Origin of the sequence: Paenibacillus sp. FSL R7-0204, assembly GCF_038002225.1 — a bacterium.
Taxonomy (GTDB): domain Bacteria; phylum Bacillota; class Bacilli; order Paenibacillales; family Paenibacillaceae; genus Paenibacillus_AQ.
Map to the genome: position 1 here is coordinate 687,062 of NZ_JBBOCA010000001.1, position 22,635 is coordinate 709,696.

19 protein-coding genes are annotated in these 22,635 nt (G+C 54.7%); 14 read left to right on the forward strand and 5 right to left on the reverse strand.

All coding sequences use genetic code 11. The features are described 5' to 3' along the window. The first annotated feature begins 8 nt into the window (after positions 1 to 8). Positions 9 to 977 carry a Gfo/Idh/MocA family protein gene (locus MKX42_RS03160; protein ID WP_076159248.1) on the forward strand — a complete coding sequence of 323 codons (969 nt, stop codon included), beginning with the start codon at positions 9 to 11 and terminating at the stop codon, positions 975 to 977. A gap of 27 nt (positions 978 to 1,004) precedes the next feature. Here MKX42_RS03160 and MKX42_RS03165 read toward each other — a convergent pair whose 3' ends face one another. Together MKX42_RS03165 and MKX42_RS03170 are read right to left on the reverse strand one after the other, a co-directional pair. Next, entirely contained in the window at positions 1,005 to 1,685 is a 681-nt protein-coding gene (locus MKX42_RS03165) for a CidB/LrgB family autolysis modulator (protein ID WP_340757604.1), read from the reverse strand. Continuing rightward, the gene (locus MKX42_RS03170; protein WP_036728241.1) at positions 1,685 to 2,056 is read right to left on the reverse strand and encodes a CidA/LrgA family protein; all 372 of its coding nucleotides are present in this window, start codon (positions 2,054 to 2,056) and stop codon (positions 1,685 to 1,687) included. The genes MKX42_RS03165 and MKX42_RS03170 overlap by 1 nt, the downstream gene beginning before the upstream one ends. 112 nt (positions 2,057 to 2,168) lie before the next feature. Between MKX42_RS03170 and cidR the strand changes: the two genes are divergently transcribed. The 7 genes from cidR (at position 2,169) to MKX42_RS03205 (ending at position 12,308) form a co-directional block, all read left to right on the forward strand. Continuing rightward, entirely contained in the window at positions 2,169 to 3,086 is a 918-nt protein-coding gene (cidR, locus tag MKX42_RS03175) for a cidABC operon transcriptional activator CidR (protein ID WP_340751173.1), read from the forward strand. 114 nt (positions 3,087 to 3,200) lie between these two features. After that, positions 3,201 to 3,485, forward strand: a complete 285-nt coding sequence (locus MKX42_RS03180; RefSeq protein ID WP_340751175.1) for an aspartyl-phosphate phosphatase Spo0E family protein — start codon at positions 3,201 to 3,203, stop codon at positions 3,483 to 3,485. A gap of 154 nt (positions 3,486 to 3,639) precedes the next feature. Then, positions 3,640 to 5,034 carry a DNA-binding protein gene (locus tag MKX42_RS03185; RefSeq protein WP_340751177.1) on the forward strand — a complete coding sequence of 465 codons (1,395 nt, stop codon included), beginning with the start codon at positions 3,640 to 3,642 and terminating at the stop codon, positions 5,032 to 5,034. Positions 5,035 to 5,440: 406 nt separating this feature from the next. Then, complete coding sequence (locus tag MKX42_RS03190; protein ID WP_339251986.1) at positions 5,441 to 5,827, forward strand: MarR family winged helix-turn-helix transcriptional regulator; 387 nt, start codon at positions 5,441 to 5,443, stop codon at positions 5,825 to 5,827. Next, positions 5,820 to 7,580 (forward strand): ABC transporter ATP-binding protein, encoded by a 1,761-nt coding sequence (locus MKX42_RS03195; RefSeq protein WP_340751179.1) that lies wholly within the window; start codon positions 5,820 to 5,822, stop codon positions 7,578 to 7,580. The genes MKX42_RS03190 and MKX42_RS03195 overlap by 8 nt, the downstream gene beginning before the upstream one ends. Next, a complete protein-coding gene (locus tag MKX42_RS03200) occupies positions 7,577 to 9,475 on the forward strand; it encodes an ABC transporter ATP-binding protein (RefSeq protein WP_340751181.1) in 1,899 nt (632 codons plus the stop codon). Before MKX42_RS03195 ends, MKX42_RS03200 begins: the two co-directional genes overlap by 4 nt. Positions 9,476 to 10,079: 604 nt before the next feature. After that, positions 10,080 to 12,308 (forward strand): MMPL family transporter, encoded by a 2,229-nt coding sequence (locus MKX42_RS03205; RefSeq protein ID WP_340751183.1) that lies wholly within the window; start codon positions 10,080 to 10,082, stop codon positions 12,306 to 12,308. Between the two features lie 69 nt (positions 12,309 to 12,377). Here MKX42_RS03205 and MKX42_RS03210 read toward each other — a convergent pair whose 3' ends face one another. The 3 genes from MKX42_RS03210 to MKX42_RS03220 form a co-directional block, all read right to left on the reverse strand. After that, entirely contained in the window at positions 12,378 to 12,698 is a 321-nt protein-coding gene (locus tag MKX42_RS03210) for an antibiotic biosynthesis monooxygenase (RefSeq protein ID WP_340751184.1), read from the reverse strand. Between the two features lie 39 nt (positions 12,699 to 12,737). Further along, complete coding sequence (locus MKX42_RS03215) at positions 12,738 to 13,457, reverse strand: 3-ketoacyl-ACP reductase (RefSeq protein ID WP_340751186.1); 720 nt, start codon at positions 13,455 to 13,457, stop codon at positions 12,738 to 12,740. Between the two features lie 173 nt (positions 13,458 to 13,630). Beyond that, on the reverse strand, positions 13,631 to 15,184 hold the full coding sequence (locus MKX42_RS03220) for an FAD-dependent oxidoreductase (protein ID WP_340751188.1): 1,554 nt from the start codon (positions 15,182 to 15,184) through the stop codon (positions 13,631 to 13,633). A gap of 158 nt (positions 15,185 to 15,342) precedes the next feature. Between MKX42_RS03220 and MKX42_RS03225 the strand changes: the two genes are divergently transcribed. The 6 genes from MKX42_RS03225 to MKX42_RS03250 all read left to right on the forward strand — a co-directional run bounded on the left by MKX42_RS03225 (position 15,343) and on the right by MKX42_RS03250 (position 22,588). Further along, positions 15,343 to 16,710 (forward strand): spore germination protein, encoded by a 1,368-nt coding sequence (locus tag MKX42_RS03225; RefSeq protein WP_340751190.1) that lies wholly within the window; start codon positions 15,343 to 15,345, stop codon positions 16,708 to 16,710. Beyond that, entirely contained in the window at positions 16,710 to 17,810 is a 1,101-nt protein-coding gene (locus MKX42_RS03230; protein WP_340751192.1) for a GerAB/ArcD/ProY family transporter, read from the forward strand. The genes MKX42_RS03225 and MKX42_RS03230 overlap by 1 nt, the downstream gene beginning before the upstream one ends. Continuing rightward, positions 17,807 to 18,925, forward strand: coding sequence for a Ger(x)C family spore germination protein (locus MKX42_RS03235; protein WP_340751194.1), 1,119 nt, complete (start codon positions 17,807 to 17,809; stop codon positions 18,923 to 18,925). Before MKX42_RS03230 ends, MKX42_RS03235 begins: the two co-directional genes overlap by 4 nt. 72 nt (positions 18,926 to 18,997) lie before the next feature. Then, positions 18,998 to 19,399: a Fur family transcriptional regulator gene (locus MKX42_RS03240; RefSeq protein ID WP_340751197.1), complete on the forward strand. Its 402-nt coding sequence runs from the start codon at positions 18,998 to 19,000 to the stop codon at positions 19,397 to 19,399. A gap of 230 nt (positions 19,400 to 19,629) precedes the next feature. Beyond that, the gene (locus MKX42_RS03245; protein ID WP_340751199.1) at positions 19,630 to 21,684 is read left to right on the forward strand and encodes a methyl-accepting chemotaxis protein; all 2,055 of its coding nucleotides are present in this window, start codon (positions 19,630 to 19,632) and stop codon (positions 21,682 to 21,684) included. Between the two features lie 91 nt (positions 21,685 to 21,775). Next, positions 21,776 to 22,588: a uroporphyrinogen-III synthase gene (locus MKX42_RS03250; RefSeq protein ID WP_340751201.1), complete on the forward strand. Its 813-nt coding sequence runs from the start codon at positions 21,776 to 21,778 to the stop codon at positions 22,586 to 22,588. Positions 22,589 to 22,635 lie beyond the last annotated feature (47 nt).

Consider the following 22,635-nt stretch of genomic DNA (forward strand, 5'->3'; position numbering starts at 1 on the left):
GTAATGACATGACGCTTAATATCGGACTTGTTGGAACAGGCTGGTTCTCCAAGGTACATGCGGATTTGCTGGCAGGCATGGAGGATGTGTCGCTGAAGGCAGTCTGCGGCAGCAGCAAGCTTAAGGGAGAAGAGATGGCCCGCCCTTACGGGGCCGAAGGCTATGGGGAGATTACCGAGATGCTGGACAGCCACAAGCTCGATGCCGTCTACATCTGTGTGCCGCCACAGTCGCACGGGGCGATTGAGCGGGCGCTGATCCGTAGAGATATCCCCTTTTTCATCGAGAAGCCGCTAGGCTCAAGTACGGCCATTCCGGCCAGTCTGCTTGAGGATATCAAGCAGCATCAGCTGCTGACCTCGGTAGGTTATCACTTCCGCTATCAGGAGAATATCCAGCGGCTGAAGCAGACGCTTGCCGGAGACAAGGTAGGGATGATTACCGGAGAATGGATGGGCGGAATGCCCGGTGTGGCGTGGTGGCGTAATCAGGAGCAGTCCGGCGGGCAATTCACGGAGCAGACGACGCATATTGTTGATCTGCTGCGTTATCTGGCCGGGGAGGTGACAGAGGTCTACGGCATGTTCGGCAACCGTATTATGCATGAGAAGCATGAAGGGGTGACCGTAGCCGATGTCGGCACTGTGTCGCTGAAGCTTGCAAGCGGCATTATCGCCAGCATCTCCAATACCTGTGTGCTGCCCGGTGAGGTGAACAAGGCCGGAATCAGCTTCTATAATGACAACGGCATGCTTGACTGGAACCCGGAGCGTCTTCTTGAGGTCCGCAGCGGGGACAGCAAGGAATACAAGAATACGGGCAACCCTTACGCGGTAGAGAGCGAGGCATTCCTGTACGCTGTCCGCACCGGAGACCGCTCCCGTATTCTCAGCGATTATGAGGACGGGTACAAGACGCTGAAGGTAACCTGCGCCGCGTATGAATCTGCCCAGAGCGGATTGCCTGTGAAGCTGTAGGACTCTGTCTTAGGGCCAGGGGGCTGCTTAATGAATGAACAAGGCGATCAGTGCGGGTGCCAGTCCGATGGAGAACAGCGCCGCCAGAATCATTGAGATACTGGAGATGGTGCCCGTCAGCGAGCTGAGCTCGAAGGCCTTGGAAGTGCCGGTGCCATGCGCTGCGGTGCCAAGCGAGACTCCGCGCGCCACTTCATTCTCAATGTGGAAGAGTCGCAGCACCGAGGGTCCCATCATGGTTCCAAGTACACCCGTGAGAATGACGAAGACTGCGGTGATGCTGGGAACTCCGCCGATGCTCTGCGAGATGCTCATGGCAATCGGCGTGGTTACCGAACGGGGGACCAGGCTGGTGGCGAGATCTCCGCTCAGGTGCATTAATTTGGCCAGCAGCATGGAAGACAGTACAGCCATTACCGTTCCAGACAGCACGCCTGCCGCAATTTCGGCGGCGTGCTTTTTGAGCAGCTTGAAGTTCTTGTGCAGCGGAATCGCGAAGGCGATTGTCGCCGGCTGAAGCAGGTCTGACAGCCATTTGCCGCCTGCATTGTAGGATTCATAAGAGCTGCCTGTGATTAACAGGAAGCCGATGATTACCAGCGGGGTGATGATCAGCGGAGAGGTATACATTTTGCCGCTGGCCGCATAGATCCGTTTGGTTATAAGATATACCGTGATGGTAAGTCCAAGGAATAATAGTCCAGTCATCATGAGCTTCTACGCTCCTTTACTTTATAGATCATACCTGTCAGCAGGCCTGAGCTGGCCATGACAGCAAAGGTGCCCACGAGCACAACAGCCAGTACCTGCAGGCCGAAGGATTCGAGCAGCTTCGAATAGTTCATCACCCCGATAGCCGATGGAATGAAGAACAGCAGCAGCTCAGCCAGCAGCCACGAAGCTCCTGCCTCCACCCAGTTCAGACGGATCACGCCGGATTCGAGCAGCAGGAATAATAGAATCATCCCGATAATGCTTCCGGGAAGCGGAATATGCAGTAGTGAGGTTAATCCGTTAACCAGCAGGGAGAACACGGTTAGTCCGGCCACCTGCAGTAAGCCTAAGGCAATCTTTTTCATCATGATTACCTCCTTTCATCTCTTACTGAAATTTTACATCTAATTCTTTCATAGGTACAATGAATAGATTGAATAGCTCACATTCTAATTGTCTATACATGGAGGGTGCCTAATGGATATCAGACAGCTGGAGTATTTCGTGCAGGCCGCCAGGCTGAACAGCTTCTCCAGAGCCGCAGAGTCGCTGTATATCACCCAGCCGACCATCAGCAAGATGATCCGTAATCTGGAGACGGAGCTGGGGGCCGATCTGTTCTACCGCGAGGGCAAGAGCATCCGCCTGACGGATGCCGGAGAGCTGCTGCTCATCAAGGCACAGAACATTGTAGAGTCCTTTGCCAGCCTCTCCTCCGAGCTGGACAGCCTGCGCAATCTGAAGCAGGGGCACATCCGTATCGGACTGCCGCCCATGGTGGGGGCGAGCTTCTTCCCGGCGGTCATCGGGGAATTCCACCGCAAGTATCCCGAGGTGACGATCCGGCTGCATGAGGACGGGGCGAAGAAAGTGGAGGATGACGTAGAGTCCGGCCTGCTCGACATAGGAGCGATTGTGCTGCCGGTGGACCAGGCACGGTTCCATAGCTTCATCTTTGTGGAGGAGCGGCTGGAATTGCTGGTTCCCGCCGGACACCGGCTGGACGGAACGCAGCAGGTGCCGCTGAAAGAGCTGGCCGAAGAGGAGTTCGTCCTGTTCCGGGAGGACTTCGCCCTGCATGACCGGATCATCTCGGAATGTGTCAAAGCTGGCTTTCAGCCCAAGGTGGTCTATGAAAGCTCCCAGTGGGATTTGATCAGCCGGATGGTCGCCGCCGGGATGGGCATTGCGCTGCTGCCGGAGACCATCTGCCGGGATATCGACCGTTCGCGGATTGCAGTTATTTCCCTGACCGAGCCGGTGATTCCCTGGCAGCTGGGCATGATCTGGCGCAAGGACCGCTATCTCTCCTTTGCCGCCAGGGAGTGGATTTCCTTTGCGATGAATGTACTCGGGGAACGGTATTCGCCGCCGGAACCTCCGAAGGATATATAAATAGCAAAGCTTATTTATACTTCCGCCGACATTTTTTTCTTTTTTTGCAAATTTTGTTTTTTGGCATCATGATTTATGATAGGGGAGAAGTTGATAGAGAGAAGGTGAGTAACTGTGAACCTTTACCAGAATTCTCCTGATGCCAATGGCCGGGATTACAGAGAAGATGAGCTGTTCCTTACTATAGAGAATTTAAGAAGCGAGCTGCTGGAGGTAGCCCAGGAGCGGAGTCTGAGCGATCATACGGTGCTGGAGCTAAGCCAGCGGCTTGATGGATATATTGTGATGGCCCAGAACCTGATGATGGAGAGCCTGCGCAGCCGCAAGAATGGAGCCGCGCCTTACGGCAAGAATAAGAAGAGCCAGCGGATCAGGAATCAGGCGGCTTTGCAGCAATAATCTATGTACACCCGAGTATCTGACGGTGTTTGTTATCATGGTCCTACTAAATGTGGGGCCATTTTGTTGTGCTTTTCATAGTGTTGTCCTATAATGGCAATTAATAGAAGGATAACCTGAATGATGGATAGGGAGGTGCCGGGTGGAGGCGAAGTTGACTACATTACGTACGGAAATCGAGAAGAGTCTGTCCCGCTCGGGCCATAATCTAGCCTCATTTGCCAAAGTCTCCGGTCTGAACCGCGGCAGTCTCAGCGCCATTCTTCACGGCAATCCGCCGAAGCCCATCTCGCTGGGACAGCTCGATGCCATGATCCGGGCCTTCGGCTTCCCGGAAGGCTGGCTGTATCCGCTATATGTGGATGAGTGCTTCAGTGAAGAGCGGATCTCCCGCCGCCGTATCGAGCCCTTCCTGGTCAAATGTGCCGAGATGGGCAAGCAGCAATGCATTGAAGAGGTCTTAAGGCGGATTATGGAATATCAGCGGCCGCTGGATATCATCTACAGGGTGGCAGAGAGGCTATTCTGCAGCGGCAAAGTACAGGAGTCAACCGTGTTCTACAAGCTGATAGTAGACCATGAACAAGACAGCTATTCCGAGCGCATGGCGATTAGCCAGTACCGTATCTTCAAGTCGCTGCAGTCCACTCCCGATGTGGATATGGAGCAGAAGCTGCGTGCTGTAATCAGCTTCGAGCCGTACCGTGGACTGCTTCCCGAGGAGATGCAGCTGGACGGGCTGCTGAAGCTGGCGAAGGTATGCTTCGCGCTGCACCGCTGGAAGGATGTAGAGAAGTTCGCCGACGAGCTGAGGGCATTAGCAAGCGGGATCTACCGTGAGGAGCTGCGCCGCAGTAAGGGGAAGAGGGCAGAGGCTTTTCAGGCGGAACGTCCGCTGGTGGTCTATTACGGGCACGGCTACCTGCTGAAGGCATCGGCGCTCACCAAGCAGGGGGAGTATGAGAAGGCCAAGAAATATACCGCCGGGTACGCGGACCTGGGATGGTTCGAGATGCTGGATGACGAGGGGCGCAGCAGTGTGGACAGCTTCAAGCTGTTTGCCACGGCCAACGGGTTCACGCTGGAGATTCTGATGGGCAACATCTCTGTATTGCCGTCCTATATCGCTTTCTTGTCCGAGCATCCCGGCGAGATTCTATCCGGCATGGTAATCATTATGGAGTCGGCCAACCGCTTCGGGTTCTCTGCTGATGCGGTGATGTCGCGTTTTTCCCGGGAGATGCTGCGCTTTGAACAATTCCAGGATACGATTAATGTAGACCGGGTGTATCGTCTCTATTATCAGATTGCGATCTACCATATCTCCCGCATGCAGTATACCAGGGGAATTGACTATATTATTCATTGCCTGCGCCTGACCATCAGGCTGAACAGCGGCAAGGACTTTATTAATTGTGTAACCTTATTTGAAGTGAACAGAGACTACGCTTCGGATACCCAGCAGAATGCGTACCGGGAGCTGATCAGGGAGGTGAGAGCGCATGAAGAGATCACTGTTGATGACGGCCAGCGTTTTGGTATTGTTTAGCTTCATTCTTGCGGGTACAGGAACAGATCAGAAGTCCAAGGTAAGAGGCTTTACCACTGTTGAACACGGAGTGGAATTCTAGAGCAGATCAGAGCACTTAATTGTATAGCTAAGAGAGACTCCCCGGCCCTCTGTGTCGCGGGAGCGTTTGCGCGCGGTAATGTGAATTAAATTACATAGTGAACGTGTATATTCAGGAATTGACAAATGCCAGGCACGAAAATATAATTAGGTAGCCTAATTAATACATGGTTTATTTATTTGGAAACCTAACTAAAAATGGGGTGGAAGCATTGGGATAAATCGCGAAGGTGAAAACTCAGTCGGACACAAGCTGTTCTCTGCACTCCGGAAGCTGCGCAAAGGGCATTGGCATCACTCGGTGGAGGGGCATAAGCCAAGTGAGATGACTTTACTGATATGTATTGCACGGGCGTCGCATACTTCAGATCTGGGACTTAAGGTGTCGGAGATCAGCCGTTTCTTAGGACTGACTCCGCCAACGGTAACCCAGCTGATTAACAGTCTTGAAGCCAAGCAGATGGTAGAACGGCAGGCTGATCCTTCTGACCGGAGGGTAGTGCGCATCAAGTTGACTGAACAGGGGAAAATTATTACCCGCAGGGCCAGGGACCATATGGACGCCACACTTAACAGGATGGTGGAGTATTTAGGTGAGGAAGAATCTGATCAACTGGCGGAACTGCTGCTGAAAGTCTATGCCTTTATGGAGGATAATCCTCCGCCTAATCTAGACCGGTTACAAATGAACGGAGATGAGAAGCATGATTAAATTAATGAAACAACTGAAGCCCTTCCGCTTGGCCATCGCAGGGGTACTAATTCTGGTATTCCTGCAGTCCATGGGCGATCTGTATCTTCCCACCCTGATGAGTAACATTATCGACAAAGGGATTGTGGAGGGTGACCAGCCGTATATCTGGAGAATTGGCGGCTTCATGCTGCTGGTGGCGGCTGGGGGTGTGCTATGCTCTATTATTGCCAGCTATCTGTCAGCCAGAGTGGCGGCAGGCTTCGGAAAGAATACCCGTTCGCGGGTGTTCAATCATGTGGAGAACTTTACGCTCCATGAATTCGACAAGCTGGGCACGGCCTCATTAATTACACGTACCACTAATGATATTACACAGGTTCAGACGGTCCTGACTATGATGCTCCGCATGATGGTCGGTGCTCCGATGATGATGATCGGCGGGATTATTATGGCGGTGTCAGAGGACGCCAAGCTCTCGCTGATCTTTGTAGTGGTGATTCCGCTGCTGGTTGGAGCGATATTTTTCATCGGAATGAAGGGTCTGCCGCTGTTCAAGGCGATCCAGATCAAGCTGGACAAATTAAATCTGGTGCTGCGTGAGCATCTGACCGGTATCCGCGTCATCCGCTCCTTCAACCGGATTGAGCATGAGAACAGACGCTTCAGCCTGGCCAACGCAGATCTTACGGATACTGCAATCAAAGTCAACAAGGTAATGGCGGGACTGATGCCGCTGATGATGATCGTCATGAACTTCTCGATGATTGCTATTCTGTATTATGGCGGAATCCGTATTGGCGATGGGGATTTGAAGGTTGGCTCCCTGATGGCATTCATTCAGTATGCGATGCAGATTATGTTCTCGCTGATCATGGTATCGATGATGTTCGTGCTGATTCCAAGAGCTTCTGCCTCAGCGCTGCGCATTAATGAAGTGCTGGATATGCAGCCAGAGATTAAGGACCCTACCTCTGCAGAACTGAAGACTACGGCTACAGCTACCCATGCGGACGGCCGAGACGGATTGCGCGGGTATGTGGAGTTCGACAATGTATCCTTCGCTTATCCGGGTGCAGAGCAGGCAGCCTTGTCGGGAATTACCTTCAGTGCGCGCCCCGGTGAGATTACCGCCATTATCGGCGGAACGGGATCAGGCAAGTCCACGCTGCTGAACATGATTCCGCGATTCTATGATGCTATTGAGGGTACGGTAAGTGTGGACGGTGTGGATGTGCGCCAGATGACACAGGAGGATCTGCGGAGCAAGATTGGGTATATTCCGCAAAAAGCCGTGCTGTTCACCGGTACCATCAACGAAAATATCCGTTACGGCAAAGAGGATGCTACCGAGGAAGAGATTCTTCATGCCGCCAAGGTGGCACAGGCCTATGACTTTGTCACAGCGATGAAGGAAGGCTTCGATTCAAGCATCTCTCAGGGGGGCGGCAACGTCTCCGGCGGCCAGAAGCAGCGCCTGTCGATAGCCCGTGCCCTCGTCCGCAAGCCGGAGGTATATCTGTTCGATGACAGCTTCTCCGCGCTGGACTTCAAGACCGATGCCAAGCTGCGTGCCGCGCTCAAGGAGGAGACTACGGAATCTACTGTCCTTATCGTCGCACAGCGGGTAAGCACGGTCATGGATGCAGACCGGATTATCGTACTGGATGAAGGTCAAATTGTTGGTATGGGCACGCACCGCGAGCTGCTGGACAACAATGAGGTGTACCGCGAGATCGTATCCTCGCAGCTGTCAGAGGAGGAAATAGCATGAGTGAGCAGAACAAAGCAATGAAGCCGCCCGCCCGCAGACACGGCGGATTCGGCCCCGGCCCGGGCGGACCCGGCATGGGTATGCCTCCCGAGAAGGCGAAGGATTTCAAGGGTACCCTGCGCCGCCTGGTCCGGTATTTGCGCCCGCGCCAGGTACAGCTGATTATCGTATTCGTAATGGCGATTGCCAGTACCGTATTCAGTATTTTCAGCCCTAAGGTTATGGGGAAGGCAACGACCAAGCTGTTCGAAGGCGCTTATGGCAAGATGATGGACGTGCCTGGGGCGGCGATTGATTTTGGCTATGTGAATGATATTCTGATCCTGCTGGCAGGTCTGTATCTGTTCAGTGCGCTGTTCAGTTATATCCAGCAGTATGTCATGGCTGGTGTGGCGCAGAAGGTTGTATACGATATGCGCGAGCAGATTAACAGCAAGCTGGAGCGGCTGCCGCTGAAATATTTCGATTCCCGGACCCACGGGGAGATTCTCAGCCGGGCGACCAATGATGTGGATAATATCAGTACCACCCTGCAGCAGAGCTTGACCCAGCTGATCACCTCCATTGTGACGATTGTCGGGGTTATTGTGATGATGCTGACGATCAGTCCGTGGCTGACCCTGATCACGATCGTTACGCTGCCGCTGAGCTTCGTGGTGATTATGCTGATCACCAAGCGCTCCCAGACCTATTTCGTCGGACAGCAGAAATCGCTGGGCCAGCTGAATGGTCATGTGGAGGAGATGTATACCGGGCACCGGATCATTAAGGCTTTTGGACGGGAAAAGAACTCCCTGAAGGACTTCAATGCCATCAATGAGGACCTGTATAACTCCGGCTGGCGCTCCCAGTTCATCTCCGGGATTATTATGCCGCTGATGATGTTCATCGGGAACCTGGGGTACGTGCTGGTATGTGTGGTCGGCGGGATCTTCGTGACCAAAAAAGCGATCGACGTCGGCGACATTCAGGCATTCATCCAGTATTCGCGCCAGTTCACCATGCCGATTACACAGACTGCGAATATTGCCAACATCATTCAGTCCACCATCGCTTCGGCAGAACGTGTATTTGAACTGCTGGATGAGGAAGAGGAAGTCCCTGAAGTGGCGGCTACACTGGCGAAACGTTCAGCAGCTGCAGAAGAGGGCTCTGTGGAATTCCGTCACGTGCAGTTCGGCTACAAGCCGGGTGAACTCCTGATTGAAGACATGAACATCGAGGTCACTCCGGGACAGACCATTGCGATTGTAGGGCCAACCGGAGCCGGCAAAACCACGCTGATCAACCTGCTCATGCGCTTCTATGAGATCAGCGGCGGGGAGATTGTTATTGGCGGTGTGAACATCACCGATATGAAGCGCAGCGAGCTGCGCAGCAAATTCGGTATGGTGCTCCAGGATACCTGGCTGTTCAACGGGACCATCCGCGATAATATCGCTTACGGCCGGGAAGGGGCTACGGAGGCTGATGTGGTGCGGGCAGCCAAGGCTGCGCATGCCGATCACTTCATCCGTACGCTGCCGCTCGGGTATGACACGATTCTGAATGAAGAGGCCTCCAACATCTCCCAGGGTCAAAAGCAGCTGCTTACCATCGCCCGGGCGATTCTGGCAGATCCGTCCATCCTTATTCTGGATGAAGCAACCAGCAGCGTAGATACGCGGACAGAGGTGCAGATCCAGAAGGCGATGAACACGCTGATGCACGGCAGAACCAGCTTTGTGATCGCTCACCGCCTGTCCACCATCAAGGACGCCGATCTGATCCTAGTGATGAACCAGGGCAGCGTCATTGAGAAGGGCACCCATGTGGAACTGCTGGAAGCCGGCGGCTTCTATGCCGATCTCTATAACAGCCAGTTCTCCGGGGATGACCTGCCAGACGCAGGCTGATCTGAATAGAACAGGTACCTGATATAGCCGCTGTAGACCACAGCCAGGCATAACCCAGCGTTCATGCAGAGCGTCTTCGGACATTCTCTGTATGGACGCTTTTTTATTTGCTGTTGAGAAGGCCGAAAGAGTAAATGCGGAGCCACCACTCAACTCCACCAACTGAACCTTTCCTGCACAAAATACAACTTTCCCCGCATCCAATTGGTCTAAATCTCAAATTGTCGCAAGAAAGCATCAATTCTACCTATCAATCGGCTGCCAATAACAATTCCTGCATTTTGTGCAGCAATCCTCCAAATATCAGCTTATCTGTGAGCGGAAGTTGCAATTTCTGCAAGATTCCCGTGTGCAGGGTTCAAGTCAAAGTCTCTAGCCGCCTGTGTATTATATAGTATTTTCCAGATTATACTAGGAAAAGAGTCCGGAATCCCCCTGCGTCCACGGCACAAGTTCAGGCATTCCAGGGGGCAAGCAACGGTAGTGATCACACTAGTTTTTCGAAATTTCAGAAAAAAGATTTGCTTAAAAATTTCGGGGTATATATGATAAGGATATCAAAATGACCCGTGGCTCATTTTTGGGCGGACGGATAGGAGAGAGGATGAAAGGTATGTCGGGCTACGGAAAATGGGTAGCAGGGAGCAAGACCAAATGGATCACTCTGCTGGTGTGGATTGCACTGGTCGGGGTGCTTACAATGCTATGGCCTTCGGTGAATTCACAGGTTGCCAATAATGCCTCCAATCTGCCGGAGGATTCACAATCGGTGCGGGCATTGGTCGTTGCCGAGAGAGAATTCCCGGCCGGAAGCGGAGTGCCGGCACTGCTCGTATGGCATCGTGACGGAGGAATCTCAGAGGAGGACCTCGTACATATAACCGCATTATACGGCAAGCTTGAGCAGCAGCCTCTTGCGCATCAGAACTTCGTTCCGCCCCTGGGCAAGCTGCCGCCGCAGGCGCTGCAGGCGTCCTTGTCGGAGGACCGGAGCACGCTCGTCACTCCGGTGCTGTTCGACAAGACGGCGGACAGCGACCAGCTCGGGGAGTCGCTCAAGAGCCTGAAGGAGCTGGTCCGGACGGAGACGGGGACTGACCCGTCTGCCGCTAAGCCGGACAGCAGAGACTTAAGCCTGCGCGTATCCGGCCCGGTTGGAATCTCGGTAGATGCTACAGGGCTATTCAAGAATGCCGATGTGTCGCTGCTGATTGCCACCGTCATTCTGGTGCTGGTCTTCCTGCTGCTGATCTATCGTTCACCCATTCTGGCGTTGATTCCGCTGGTTGCTGTAGGATTTGCTTATGGCGTAACCAGCCCGGTGCTTGGTCTGATGGCCAGAGAAGGCTGGATTACAGTGGATTCGCAGGCGGTCTCAATTATGACAGTGCTGCTCTTCGGGGCAGGGACAGACTATTGCCTGTTCCTGATCTCGCGCTTCCGCCAGATGCTGAAGGTAGAGGAGAATAAAGGGCGTGCACTGCTGAGCGCCATTTCCCACTCCTCCGGGGCGATTGCGATGAGCGGCTTCACCGTGGTGCTGGCCCTCTTCGCTCTGTTGCTGGCCAAATACGGCGCGTACCACCGGTTTGCAGTGCCGTTCAGCGTATCCATTCTGATTATGGGAGTAGCCAGTCTGACCCTGGTTCCGGCCTTGCTTGCGATCTTTGGACGGACCTCCTTCTTCCCGTTCGTACCGCGCACGCCGCAGATGGAAGCAGAGCGGGCCAAGGCTAAGGGCAGACCGGTGCCGCAGCCGCAGCCTGCCCGCCGCAAAGGAATCGGATACCTGGTGGTATCCCGCCCGTGGGCCATTGTCGGAATCACGGTAGTGCTTCTGGGAGTGCTGGCCTCATTCTCCAGCGGAATTAAGTTCACCTATGATATTCTGTCGTCGTTCCCGAAGACTATGGAGTCGCGGGAAGGCTTCGACCTGATCGGCAAGCAATTCTCCCCTGGTGAGCTGGCACCCGCCAAGCTGATGGTCGATACGGAAGGGTTATCCGGCGGGGAAGACCTGAAATCCGTGCTGAGCAGCCTGTCCTACGTGGATGTGGTCTCAGATCCGCAGCAGGGTGCCGTCAACCCGAAGATTACTGCCTATGATATCGAGTTCAAGGACAATCCGTATTCGATTGAGGCGATGGACCATATCCCGGCACTTCAGGCTACGGTTGAGTCGGCCCTGACGGAATCCGGGATTGAGAACGCGCAGGATAAGGTATGGATCAGCGGCCAGACTGCTACCCAGCACGATACCAAGGAGCTTGGAGAACGGGATACTGATCTGATCATACCGGTCGTTATCGGCCTGATTACGGTGCTGCTGCTGGTCTATCTCAGATCTGTGGTAGCCACAGTATATCTAGTGGGGACGGTAATCCTGTCATTCTTCTCGGCACTGGGCCTGGGCTGGATCATCATTCATTATGTGCTTGGAGCAGATGCGATTCAGGGCTCCATTCCGCTATATTCCTTCGTCTTCCTGGTGGCACTCGGGGAGGATTACAACATCTTCATGATCTCGAATATCTGGAAAAAGCGTAAGCATATGCCGCTGAAGCAGGCGATTGCAGAAGGTGTGAATGAGACCGGCTCGGTCATTACCTCCGCCGGACTTATCCTGGCCGGTACGTTCGCCGTGCTGGCAAGCCTTCCAATTCAAGTTCTGGTTCAGTTCGGGATCATCACTGCGATCGGTGTCCTGCTGGATACCTTCGTTGTCCGTCCGTTCCTGGTCCCGGCCATCACCGTCCTCTTTGGCCGCGTGGCCTTCTGGCCAGGCAAGCATCAGGAGATCAGCGAAGCCTCTGCTTCGGATACACAGCAATAACAACAGGGATGCCCCGCTAAGCCTGAACGGCTGGCGGGGCATCCCTGTGTCCATATTGCTTATGAAGTTCTAGTCAGCCTGGACATCGGGAGTCCGGCTGTGCAGCAGCTCGTACTTGTCGAGCGAGGAACCGACAATGGCTTCGTTCCGGCCGGCACCTCGGTGCGAGTCCCGGAAGGCGGGACTTGAGGTCCAGCCGTTCAGCGCTTCCTCATTCTCCCAGACCGTGCAGATCTTCAATTCCTCCACGCCTTCCTTAGGAGCGGCGTGCCACACCTCCATGCGGATGAATCCGGGGATGCTCTGTACCCCGTTATCTGCGCTGAACCGTGAGGCCAGCGCTTCACCATGCCCTTCCTTGATCTTAATTGTATTGGTAACTACCAGCATGCCAAGTCCTCCTTGTGGGGCTGTAAGTAATGTCTGTCGTTATTGCGGATTCGTGGTCCAGATGCCTGCCGTCTTCAAGAAGACGCGGTCAGGCAGCTTAAGCGCAGCGAGCGTAAGCTCTGCAACGTCCTCCGGCTGCATCATCCGGTCCTCGTCCCCGATCTTAAGACCCGCATCGGAAGCAAGGCCTGTATTAACTGTGCTTGGGGTCAGCGCTACGACACGGATATTATGCTTGCGTACCTCCATCGCCAGTGACTCCGTCATGCCCATTAGAGCAAACTTGGAGGCACAGTAGGCGGAGCCTGTGGCGAAGCCGCGTTCTCCTGCTGTGGAGGAGATGTTAATGATATTTCCGCTCGAACGCTCAATCATCGCAGGCAGGGACGCGCGGGTTACATAATAGGCCCCGAACAGGTTGATCTGCATATGCCGTTCCCAGTCTGCCGGGTCCATCTCCAGGAACGTGCCGAACTGGGCGATCCCGGCGTTGTTAATAAGCGCGTCGAAGGGTCCAAGATCCTTCTGCAGGGCTACTACCGCCCGCTCTGCTTCTTCACGGACTGCAATATCGGCGACGGCGATACTTACCTTGATGTCGTACACCTCGGTCAACGCCGCCTTCAGCGCCTCCAGATCCGCTGAGGTTCTGGAGATTAGTCCCAGGTTGGCACCTTCCTTAGCGAGCGCCATAGCGAGCGCCTTGCCGATTCCCTTGCCTGCACCTGTAATGACAATACTGGTTCCTCTCAAATCCATAACCTGTCGTCACGCTCCTTATATATAGAATGATGGGTAATTCTAGAAGATACTGTCTATTATACCTGAGCGGCCGGGCACAATCACGCCGGAGCCGCAGCTCCGGCAGTGCTGGCCACCTGGACCCCGGGCCGTTTGTGCCGCTAATGCCCCGCAGCGCCCGGTCTACTGCTTTAGTCTTCCGGCGTAATTGTCTTAAGCGGTACGGTCGCGGGACCTTCAAGCACATCGCCTTCGTAGGAGAAGCGGGAGCCGTGACACGGGCAATCCCAGGAGCGCTCGGCGTCATTCCATTCGCATTCACAGCCCATGTGGGTACAGGTTCTGTCCACAAGATGCAATTGGCCCTCGGGGTCGCGGTAGGCACCCACACGTTTGCCGTCATGGAAGACCACGGCACCCTGATCCGGCTCCAGATCCTTCGTCTTGGTGTGCACAATCTCCACTTTTCCGGCGACCAGCTCCTTGGCGACCGAGAAGTTCTGCACGATGAAGTTCTTGATGGCAGGTACCGCCTTGAAGCGTGAGGGATCATATAACCCGGTGTAGGGGTTGCTGCTCCCCAGAATGCCATCTGAGATCAGGCGGGCAGCCACGGTTCCGTTCGTCATGCCCCATTTCCCGAAGCCGGTGGCGATATAGACCTCCTCATCCCCGGCGCGCTTGCCGATATAAGGAACCCGGTCCAGCGTGATCAGATCCTGGGTGGACCAGCGGAACGGAATACTGCGGATGCCCAGCAGCTCCCCGGCGAACCGCTCCAGATTCTCATAATGGCCGAACGTACAAATGCCTTGACCGGTCTTATGGTTCTCTCCTCCGGCAATGACCAGCTTCCGGCCGCCCCATTCCACTGCCCGCAGCGAGCGGGTTGGTTCACCGGCACTCAGATACATGCCGCCCTCATAATCCGTCTCCGGCTCGAACGCCAGACAGTAGGAGCGTTCGGCATGCAGCCGCGAGAAGTAGAGGGACCCGCCGTCATAGAAGGGGAAGTGGGAAGCCGACACGGCATGGCGGCAGCGGATCTGGAACTTCTCTCCTTCAGTATGCAGGGTTAACTGTCCGTCTGTATCCACTTTCTCTCCGATCATCGTATGCTCAAATACAGTGCCGCCCCTGTCCAGAACCGCCTGCAACAGACCCTTCAGATACTCCAGCGGGTGAAAACGGGCCTGATCCGGCATCCGGATGGCCCCGCCCGCGCGCAGCGGCAGGGGTACCTGATCCAGCCACTCTCCGGGCAGTCTCAGCTTGCCATAAGCCTGGAATTCCTTATTCAGCGCCTTCAGCGTCTTCTCGTCGCCTTGATCCGCATACAGGTAGGCCGCCTCCCGCTTCATCCCGCAGGACAGGTCCAGCTCCTCCGCTGTGGCAATCATCCACTCCATGGCCTCGCTGTTCGACTGATAATACATCCGGGCCTGCTCCTCGCCGAAATGCTTCATCAGATCACTATAGATCATCCCGTGCTGGGCGGAGATCTTGGCGCTGGTGTTGCCGGTAGCTCCGGCGAGGATCTTTCCCGCTTCGAGCAGGGTGACTTTATAACCGGCCCTGGACAGCAGATAAGCTGTGGTAATCCCGGCAACTCCTGCCCCTACGATGGCTATGTCTGTGACATGATCTTCCGCAAGTCTCGGAAAAGACGGTAGCCCGGTGCTGCCGAGCCATAACGATTCCGGAAATTGGGGAAGACCTTGCGGGCGGTGCTCCTGCGAGTGCATTGTAGTTGCCTCCTTCAATATCTCTATCCATCTCATTTATTACCACTCCGCGGGGAAAAGAAACGCACCCGCTCCGCAGCACGCGCATGAAAATGTGCAAAAAGTGCCAGTCTAAGAAGAAGTCGGATGCAGATGCGGGCTTAGAGGGGGGAGAGTTCATGTCCGAGCAACAGCATAAGCAGGAAGCTTCCCTGGAGTGGATCAGAAGCCAGCTAAGCGGATTCGCCGATCTGGAGGACAAGAGCATGTCCGTTCCGGCCGGGGAGCTCAGGCTGCTGTATATCAAAAGCGTGACGGATGCACAGGCGATCAGCCGGAATCTCATTGCACCGTTCTATGAGATGAACAATCCCGCAGCGTATTACAGCTACCTCGCCGGTTACCCCGGTAGTGAGGAGGTCGCGGAGGGAGCGCGCGCGCTGGAGCTTCTGCTCAGCGGATATGCCTGTATAAGCAGGCTGGGCAAGCTCTGCTTCTTCGATGTGATTAAGTCCGAGGTCAGCGCGATTAGCGAGACGATTACGGAGAGCATCAGCCAAGGCCCTTCCGATGCGCTGGGGGAGAGCCTGGCGGTCAATCTGAACATGATCCGGCGGCGTTATCAATCCTCTGCGCTCAAGATGGAATTCACCGTGATCGGCCATGTATCCAAAACCAAGGTGGCGATTCTCTATGACAAGGACCGGGTGAATCAAGAGGTTCTGGCGGAGCTGCACGAGAAGCTGGACTCGCTTAAGCTGGATGTCCTGCAGGCTGCCGGTGAGCTGGAGAAGTATATCAGCAGCGACAAGCTGCGCATTTTTCCCAAGACGATTGTTACCGAGCGCCCGGACCGGGTTGTATTTAATCTGGCCGAAGGCAAGGTAGCGCTCCTGCTGGATACTACCGGGTACGCGATTGTGCTCCCCTCCATATTCAATGATTTCTTCACCGCGATGGATGACAAAATCCACCTTCCGTTCGTAGGCCGCTTCCTGAAGCTGCTGCGCATCATGGGGGTGGCGATGACGCTGTGGCTGCCGGCCCTGTACATTGCCTTCACCTCCTACAATCCGGAGATTGTGCGTGTGCAAATTGCCCTGCTGATCGGCGGAAGCCGCGCGACGGTGCCGTATCCTTCATTCGTTGAGGTACTTCTGATGATGCTGATGATGGAATTCCTGAACGAGGCCAGCTTGCGGTTGCCCAGGGCGATTGGCCCGACGGCCACGACGGTCGGCGGGCTGATTCTCGGACAAGCGGCTACAGCAGCGGGGCTAATCGGGAATATTATGATTATTCTTGTCTCCGTAGTGGCCATATCCAATTTCCTGGTGCCGCTGAATATGATGAGCTTCTCGATCCGTGTCCTGAAATATTTCTTTGTCGTCGCTGCGGCCATCTTGGGGCTGGTCGGTGTCGTCGTCTGTCTGGTGGGCTTCACAATGTATTTATGCAGCCAGCGCAGCTTCAGCCAGCCGTATTTTAAGATGTTTGCCCTCGATACACTGGGAGCTGCCCTGAAGAAGAAAAGAAGGGGTCCATAATGGCGAAGAGCCGCTATTTCTATTGTCTGTTTCTCATGAATTCCCTAATCAATATCATCAACTTCACCCCCCGGGAGCTGATCGATGCCCGCTTCGATGGCGCGCAGTCCTCCATTCTCGTTGCGGTGGTTACAGGGACCCTGTTCATCTATCTGTTCACTAAGGTGATACATAAATTCCCCGGGCAGGGACTGCCGGAGATTCTGAGATCGGCCCTGCCCAAGCTGCTGGCTTCTCCGCTGATTCTAGCATTTGCAGTGCTCTGGTATATGGCCGGGGCGCTGATTATCCTGTCGTTTGTGGATATTACCCTGCGGTTCATCAGCCCGGATACAGACCCTACAGCAGTCCTGCTGGGGTTCCTGGCGGTGGTCTGCCTATGCTCACGCATAGATTCGCTGTCGCTGCTCTATGGCCTGGAGGTGATGCTCAGCATCACGCTGCCCTTGATTCTGTATTCGACCGTCAAGGCGCTGGTGAATCCGAATTTTAGCTGGGATGCGGTATTGCAGGTGATGACCCATGCCTTGCACGCCCCGGATTTGAACAGTGTTGCGGCTGCGACGTTTACATTCAGCGGCTATATTAATTTAGCCATCTTCAACCGGGTATTTCATGGCTTGAAGCTGAAGCATGTGTGGATTCTGAGCCTGGAGGGCCTGCTGGTGCTGGCGATCACTTTTTTTGTGCCCATCGGCTATCATGGGACGGTTGGCATTGAACGGCATGTATATACATGGTTCACCACGGCGGATAGTATCCACATTGAGGCATTTTTGATCGAGCGGATGCTCTTTATCTTTTATTTTGCGTATAGCACGCTGTCGCTGGTCAGTGCGATTATCCAGTGGCATGTCGGCAAGGAGCTGCTCTTCAGCCTGCTTCCGTCTGCGGCAGACAAGCCCAAAACCAGGCTGTGGCAGGAGAGCATCATTCTGGGCCTGTTCGCTGTAGGCACTATGTTCCTGATGCGGTTGGATCAATATGAACTTAACATGCTGGGAGTCATGCTGCTGCATGTGCGCTGGTACGGGGAGCTGCTGATGATCCTGCTGTTGTTCTGGTGCTATTGGGTAGTCGTAAGGAGGCGCAGAGCATGAGAGTACAAGCTGGTGCCGGCAGGGCGGGGATGCTGCTGCTGTGCATGGTGTTGGCCATAACAATGACCGGGTGCAATTTCAAGGATATCGACCGGCGGATCTTCGTGGTGGCGATCGGCGTGGATTCCGGCCAGGTGGAAGGGAAATTCAAGGTCAGTCTGAAGCTGGCGATCCCGCAAGGGGATGTTACGAAGATTGACGAGAAGATGCAGATCCTCACCGAAGAATCGGATAGTATCTCCGAGGCGCTCCGTAGAATGAAGTCCAAGGTGGAGAAGGAGCTTGACTATGTGCACTGCAAATCGGTGATTCTGGGTGAAGGTCTTGCCGCCAGGGATATCCGGCATGTAACGGACTGGGCGGTCCGGCGCAGAGACATCCAGCTGATTCTAAATTTTGCCGTGGGCCGGCCCGATGCGCTGGCGGTGCTGATGGTCAAGCCGCCCTCCGAGCGCATTCCGTCCAATTCGCTGATTCTGGCCATGAGCGGGCAAGGAACAGAGTCGCCGTTCATCTCCAGTGTGTACTCCTACCAACTGATGAGGAACATCTATGAGGTGGGGATAGATCCCATCCTGCCGATCATTGAAGCACAGAAGAAGGATCAATTCCTCATTAATAAAATTGCTCTGTTCGATAAGAACAAAATCCAGCTCGTGCTTACACCTGATGAGACCCGGCTGTTTAATCTGTTGTCCCGCCCCGATCTGCGGACGAACCTTCCCGCCCATCTGGGCAATGGAATGTATCAGTACTACACCGAGAGCTCCTCCCCCGGCTACCGGATCGTCACTCCGCCGGAGGGAGAACCGTATATCCGTTACACCATCAAGATCCGTGCGATTCTGGAGGAGACCAGCACAGAGGAGATGATTACCGAATCTATGCTGAAGAAAATTGGACAGGCAGGGGAGGGCGAGCTGAACGCAGCCGTGACTGCATTGCTGAATAAGATCCGGGGCAGCGGCTTGGACCCGCTGGGCTGGGGGCTGCATTATGGTGCACGGCACTGGAATAATGATACGGAGATGGCTGACTGGGAGCGTCTGTATCCGCGGCTGCAATTTCAGGTCAAGGCCAAGGTGGACATTAAATTCTCGGGAATGATCAAATAGAGTCGCAGCGGATTGACGCTTCCGGCATCAGGACTTATACTTGATCTAAAAACAAATCAGAGGATGATCAAGATGAGAACCCTGAACCTTACCTCTCAGCGTCAAGCCGTATACGATATCGTCCGCAATTCCCATGATCACCCTACCGCTGCCGAAGTCATGAACCGGCTGGTCGAGCAGGGGCATAACCTGGCCTATGGAACGGTCTACAATTCCCTGCGCTATCTTACAGATAAGCAGATGATCCGCGAGCTGAAGCTGGGCGAGGCGGCCAGCCGCTATGACGCCCGTCTGGACGACCACCAGCATATTGTCTGTGAAATCTGCGGTGCTGTGGATGAAGTAATGAGCCAAGTCCCGCAGGAGTGGAGCGATTCGGTAGCGGCGGATACGGGCTATTCGATCACTCATACGCATGTGGTATTCGGTGGCGTATGCCCGGCCTGCCAGAGCAAGAATTCACGCCAGAACTAGGACGTTTGTATGAGCTGCGATGGTCCGCATAGTAACGGAATATAACAAAAGACCGTTTACATTGGAACGGTCTTTTTGCTGTGCTCCTATAAAAATCATCAATAAATATAGGGAAATTATCATCAATTACGGGAAAAAAGAGGGTTTCGGGGGCTGATATTTAATTATATATTAAGCCTGCTGCCATGATCCATCTTAAGACCCATGAAGAAAGAGAGTGAGTCCATCATATGAATAAAAAGGTGCGTCTGAACATCCGTACGAAGCTGATTACTACCTATCTGCTTGTCTTGCTGGTACCGAGCATCATTATAGGCTGGTTAACCTATCAATCGGCCAGCAGCACCATGGAAGAGCAGCTTACTAATAATGCCCAGGAAAGTGTAATTGCAGTGAACCAGATCATAAGTTCCAATATTCAGTCGAAAATAGATGATATCCTCTATTTTGCCGGACAGCTTCCGGCAGATTCCATTAATAACGAGGCGGCTGGTCTGACGGCCCCTGAGCTGGAGAGCAGATTGAGGGAGTATGCGGCGCTGCATCCCGATGTGCTTGATATTTATGCCGGAACCAGCAAAGGCAAGAGCATCCGTGCGGCAGAGCTGGAGCTCCCGGAGGGTTATGATCCCCGCAAGGAAAATACATATATCAATGCGCTTAAGCAGGGCAGCGGCACAGTGATCTCCCCGGTATTTCAGACGGTGAAGGGGGAGAGCGCCATTGCGGTATCGGCGGTGCTCGCGGGCGGAAACGGTGTAGTCAGCCTTGATCTGAATTTGTCCTTCCTTGCTGGTATGACGAACATCAAGGTTGGCCAGGAGGGCTACATTCTGATTATCGACAGCAGCAAGAAATTCCTGGTTCACCCCACAGAAGCGATTGGCGCGGAATCCTCGCTTGAGTTCGTGAAGCAGATGTTCGGGAGCGAGAGCGGAAGCTTCGATTATGTATATAAGGATGCACCCAAGAAGATGACCTTCATGGTGAATGAGCTGACGGGCTGGAGAATCGGGGGCACCATCAGCTTGAATGAGATTACACAGGCAACCAGCGATATCCGTGAGACGGTCTGGCTGGTCCTCCCTATATCCGTGCTGCTGGCGCTGGTGCTGATCTATTTCAACACCGCATCGATTCTGAAGCCGCTGATCCGCCTGCGCAAGGCAACCGAGCGGATTGCCGGCGGCGACCTGTCGCAGGATATCGGGGACTTCCGGGGGGATGAGATCGGTCTGCTGGCCGTGAATTTCCGCCAGATGGTGGATAATCTGCGGCAGATGATTATCGGGGTACAGACTATGACGGATAATGTCTCTTTCTCCGCCGAGCAGCTGAGCGCTGGGGCAGAGCAGACGACCAAAGCTATAGAGCATGTTACAGTGGCCATCCAGGAGATGGCGGCCGGCACGCAGCAGCAGGTGGGCAGTGTGCATAAAGGGATGGCAAGCACAGCTGCCACCACAACCGAGGTAGCCCATATCTCGGATTTCATGAAGCAGGTGTCGGTAATGATGGACAAGACCTCGCTGTCGGCTTCGGAGGGAAATGATTCGGTCATCAGCGTAGTCGACAAAATCAACGGGATTCATGAGACCGTGGAGGAAATGGGTACCGTTATCGATCAGCTGAGTGAGCGGGTCGGGCAGATCCAGGGGATTACCGGTGTGATCTCGGGAATCTCGCGGCAGACGAACCTGCTGGCGCTGAATGCGTCCATAGAAGCGGCCAGAGCCGGTGAACAGGGGCGCGGATTCGCTGTGGTAGCCTCGGAGGTCCGCAAGCTGGCCGAAGAATCCGGGAAGTCGGCCAGCCTGATCTCCGAACAGGTAACCTCTATCCATGCAGAGATGATCCGGGCTACGGCATCTATGGAGGAGGCGAAGAGCAAGGTAATGGACGGCATTATGGCTGTAGATACAACGGGACGTTCGTTCTCGCGCATCCGCAGGGCAATTAGGGGGGCCGCGGAGACCATAGGCGGGATGAATGAAGGCGTTCAGACCCTGACTGCAGAAGCAGACAGTCTGGACCAGGCCATTAGCGAGATCCGCGGCATCACCGAGGCTGCGGCAGGCAGTACCGAGACGATCTCGGCAGCAGCCCAGCAGCAGCTTGCCTCGGTGGAAGAGATCGCCTCTTCCTCAGCCGACCTTAGCCGCCAAGCCGATGAATTACAGCAGCTGGTGGGACGCTTCAAGCTTTACCCTGGTAACGAGGCTCCTGCCGTACCGGAAGCGGTCAAACCGGGGGAGACCCGCGCTGGGGGTCAGCAGAATTCATGAGGCCGAATATGCGGTCTGGTCTTTTCTTTTACCTCACTTTGCAAGTATACTGATAAGCAACAATACGGGGTGATGAAGGGGAGAAGCGTTCATGGCAGAGCAATTAAAGGGCATTACCGTGGCCCTGGCCGGTCCGCGTAAAGCGGAAGACATGGCCAAGCTGGTAGAGAATATGGGAGGAACCGCGCTGCACCGTCCCGCTCAAGGGACAACCTTTCTGGATGATGCCGCCCTGCGTGAGGGGCTGATTGCCTGGACGGAGCAGCCGCCGGATCTGGCTATTCTGACTACCGGTATGGGGCTGGACGCATTGTTCGAGACGGCTGCGAAGCTTGCGCTTGCAGACCGCTTCCTGGAGGTTCTCTCTGCCTCACCTGTTGCTGCCCGTGGCTATAAGACAGTAAACGCCCTGAAGAAACGGGGACTTGAGCCGGTCGTGCGTGACGATGACGGCAGCTCTGCCGGACTGATCCGCGGCCTGCAGGACTATGATCTGCAGGGTAAGCGCGTCATGCTTCAGCTGCACGGGGAGACTGCCCCGCAGCTGGTCGGATGGCTGGAGCAGGCAGGCGCAGCTGTAAGCTGTGTGCAGCCTTACCGGTATACTCAACCGGAGCCTGGAGCGCTGGATCTGCTGCTTACAGAGATCACGGAAGGTCAGGTGGATGCGGTGGCGTTCACAAGTGCGCCGCAATTCCGCTTCCTGGCACAGCATGCGCGGGAGCAGGGGCAGCTTGCGGCGCTGGTGCAGGCTTTTGAAGACAAGGTGCTTGCGGTATCTGTCGGCCGAATGACTTCGGAGGCCCTGAAGGAAGAAGGCGTGAAGCGGATCGTCATGCCGGAGCACGAACGGATGGGCAGCATGTTCGTTACCCTGGGCCGCTATATTGCGGCTAACCGCTAGCAGCGGACGTTCAACTACAACTACAGAGAGATATGGAGGAGGAGACC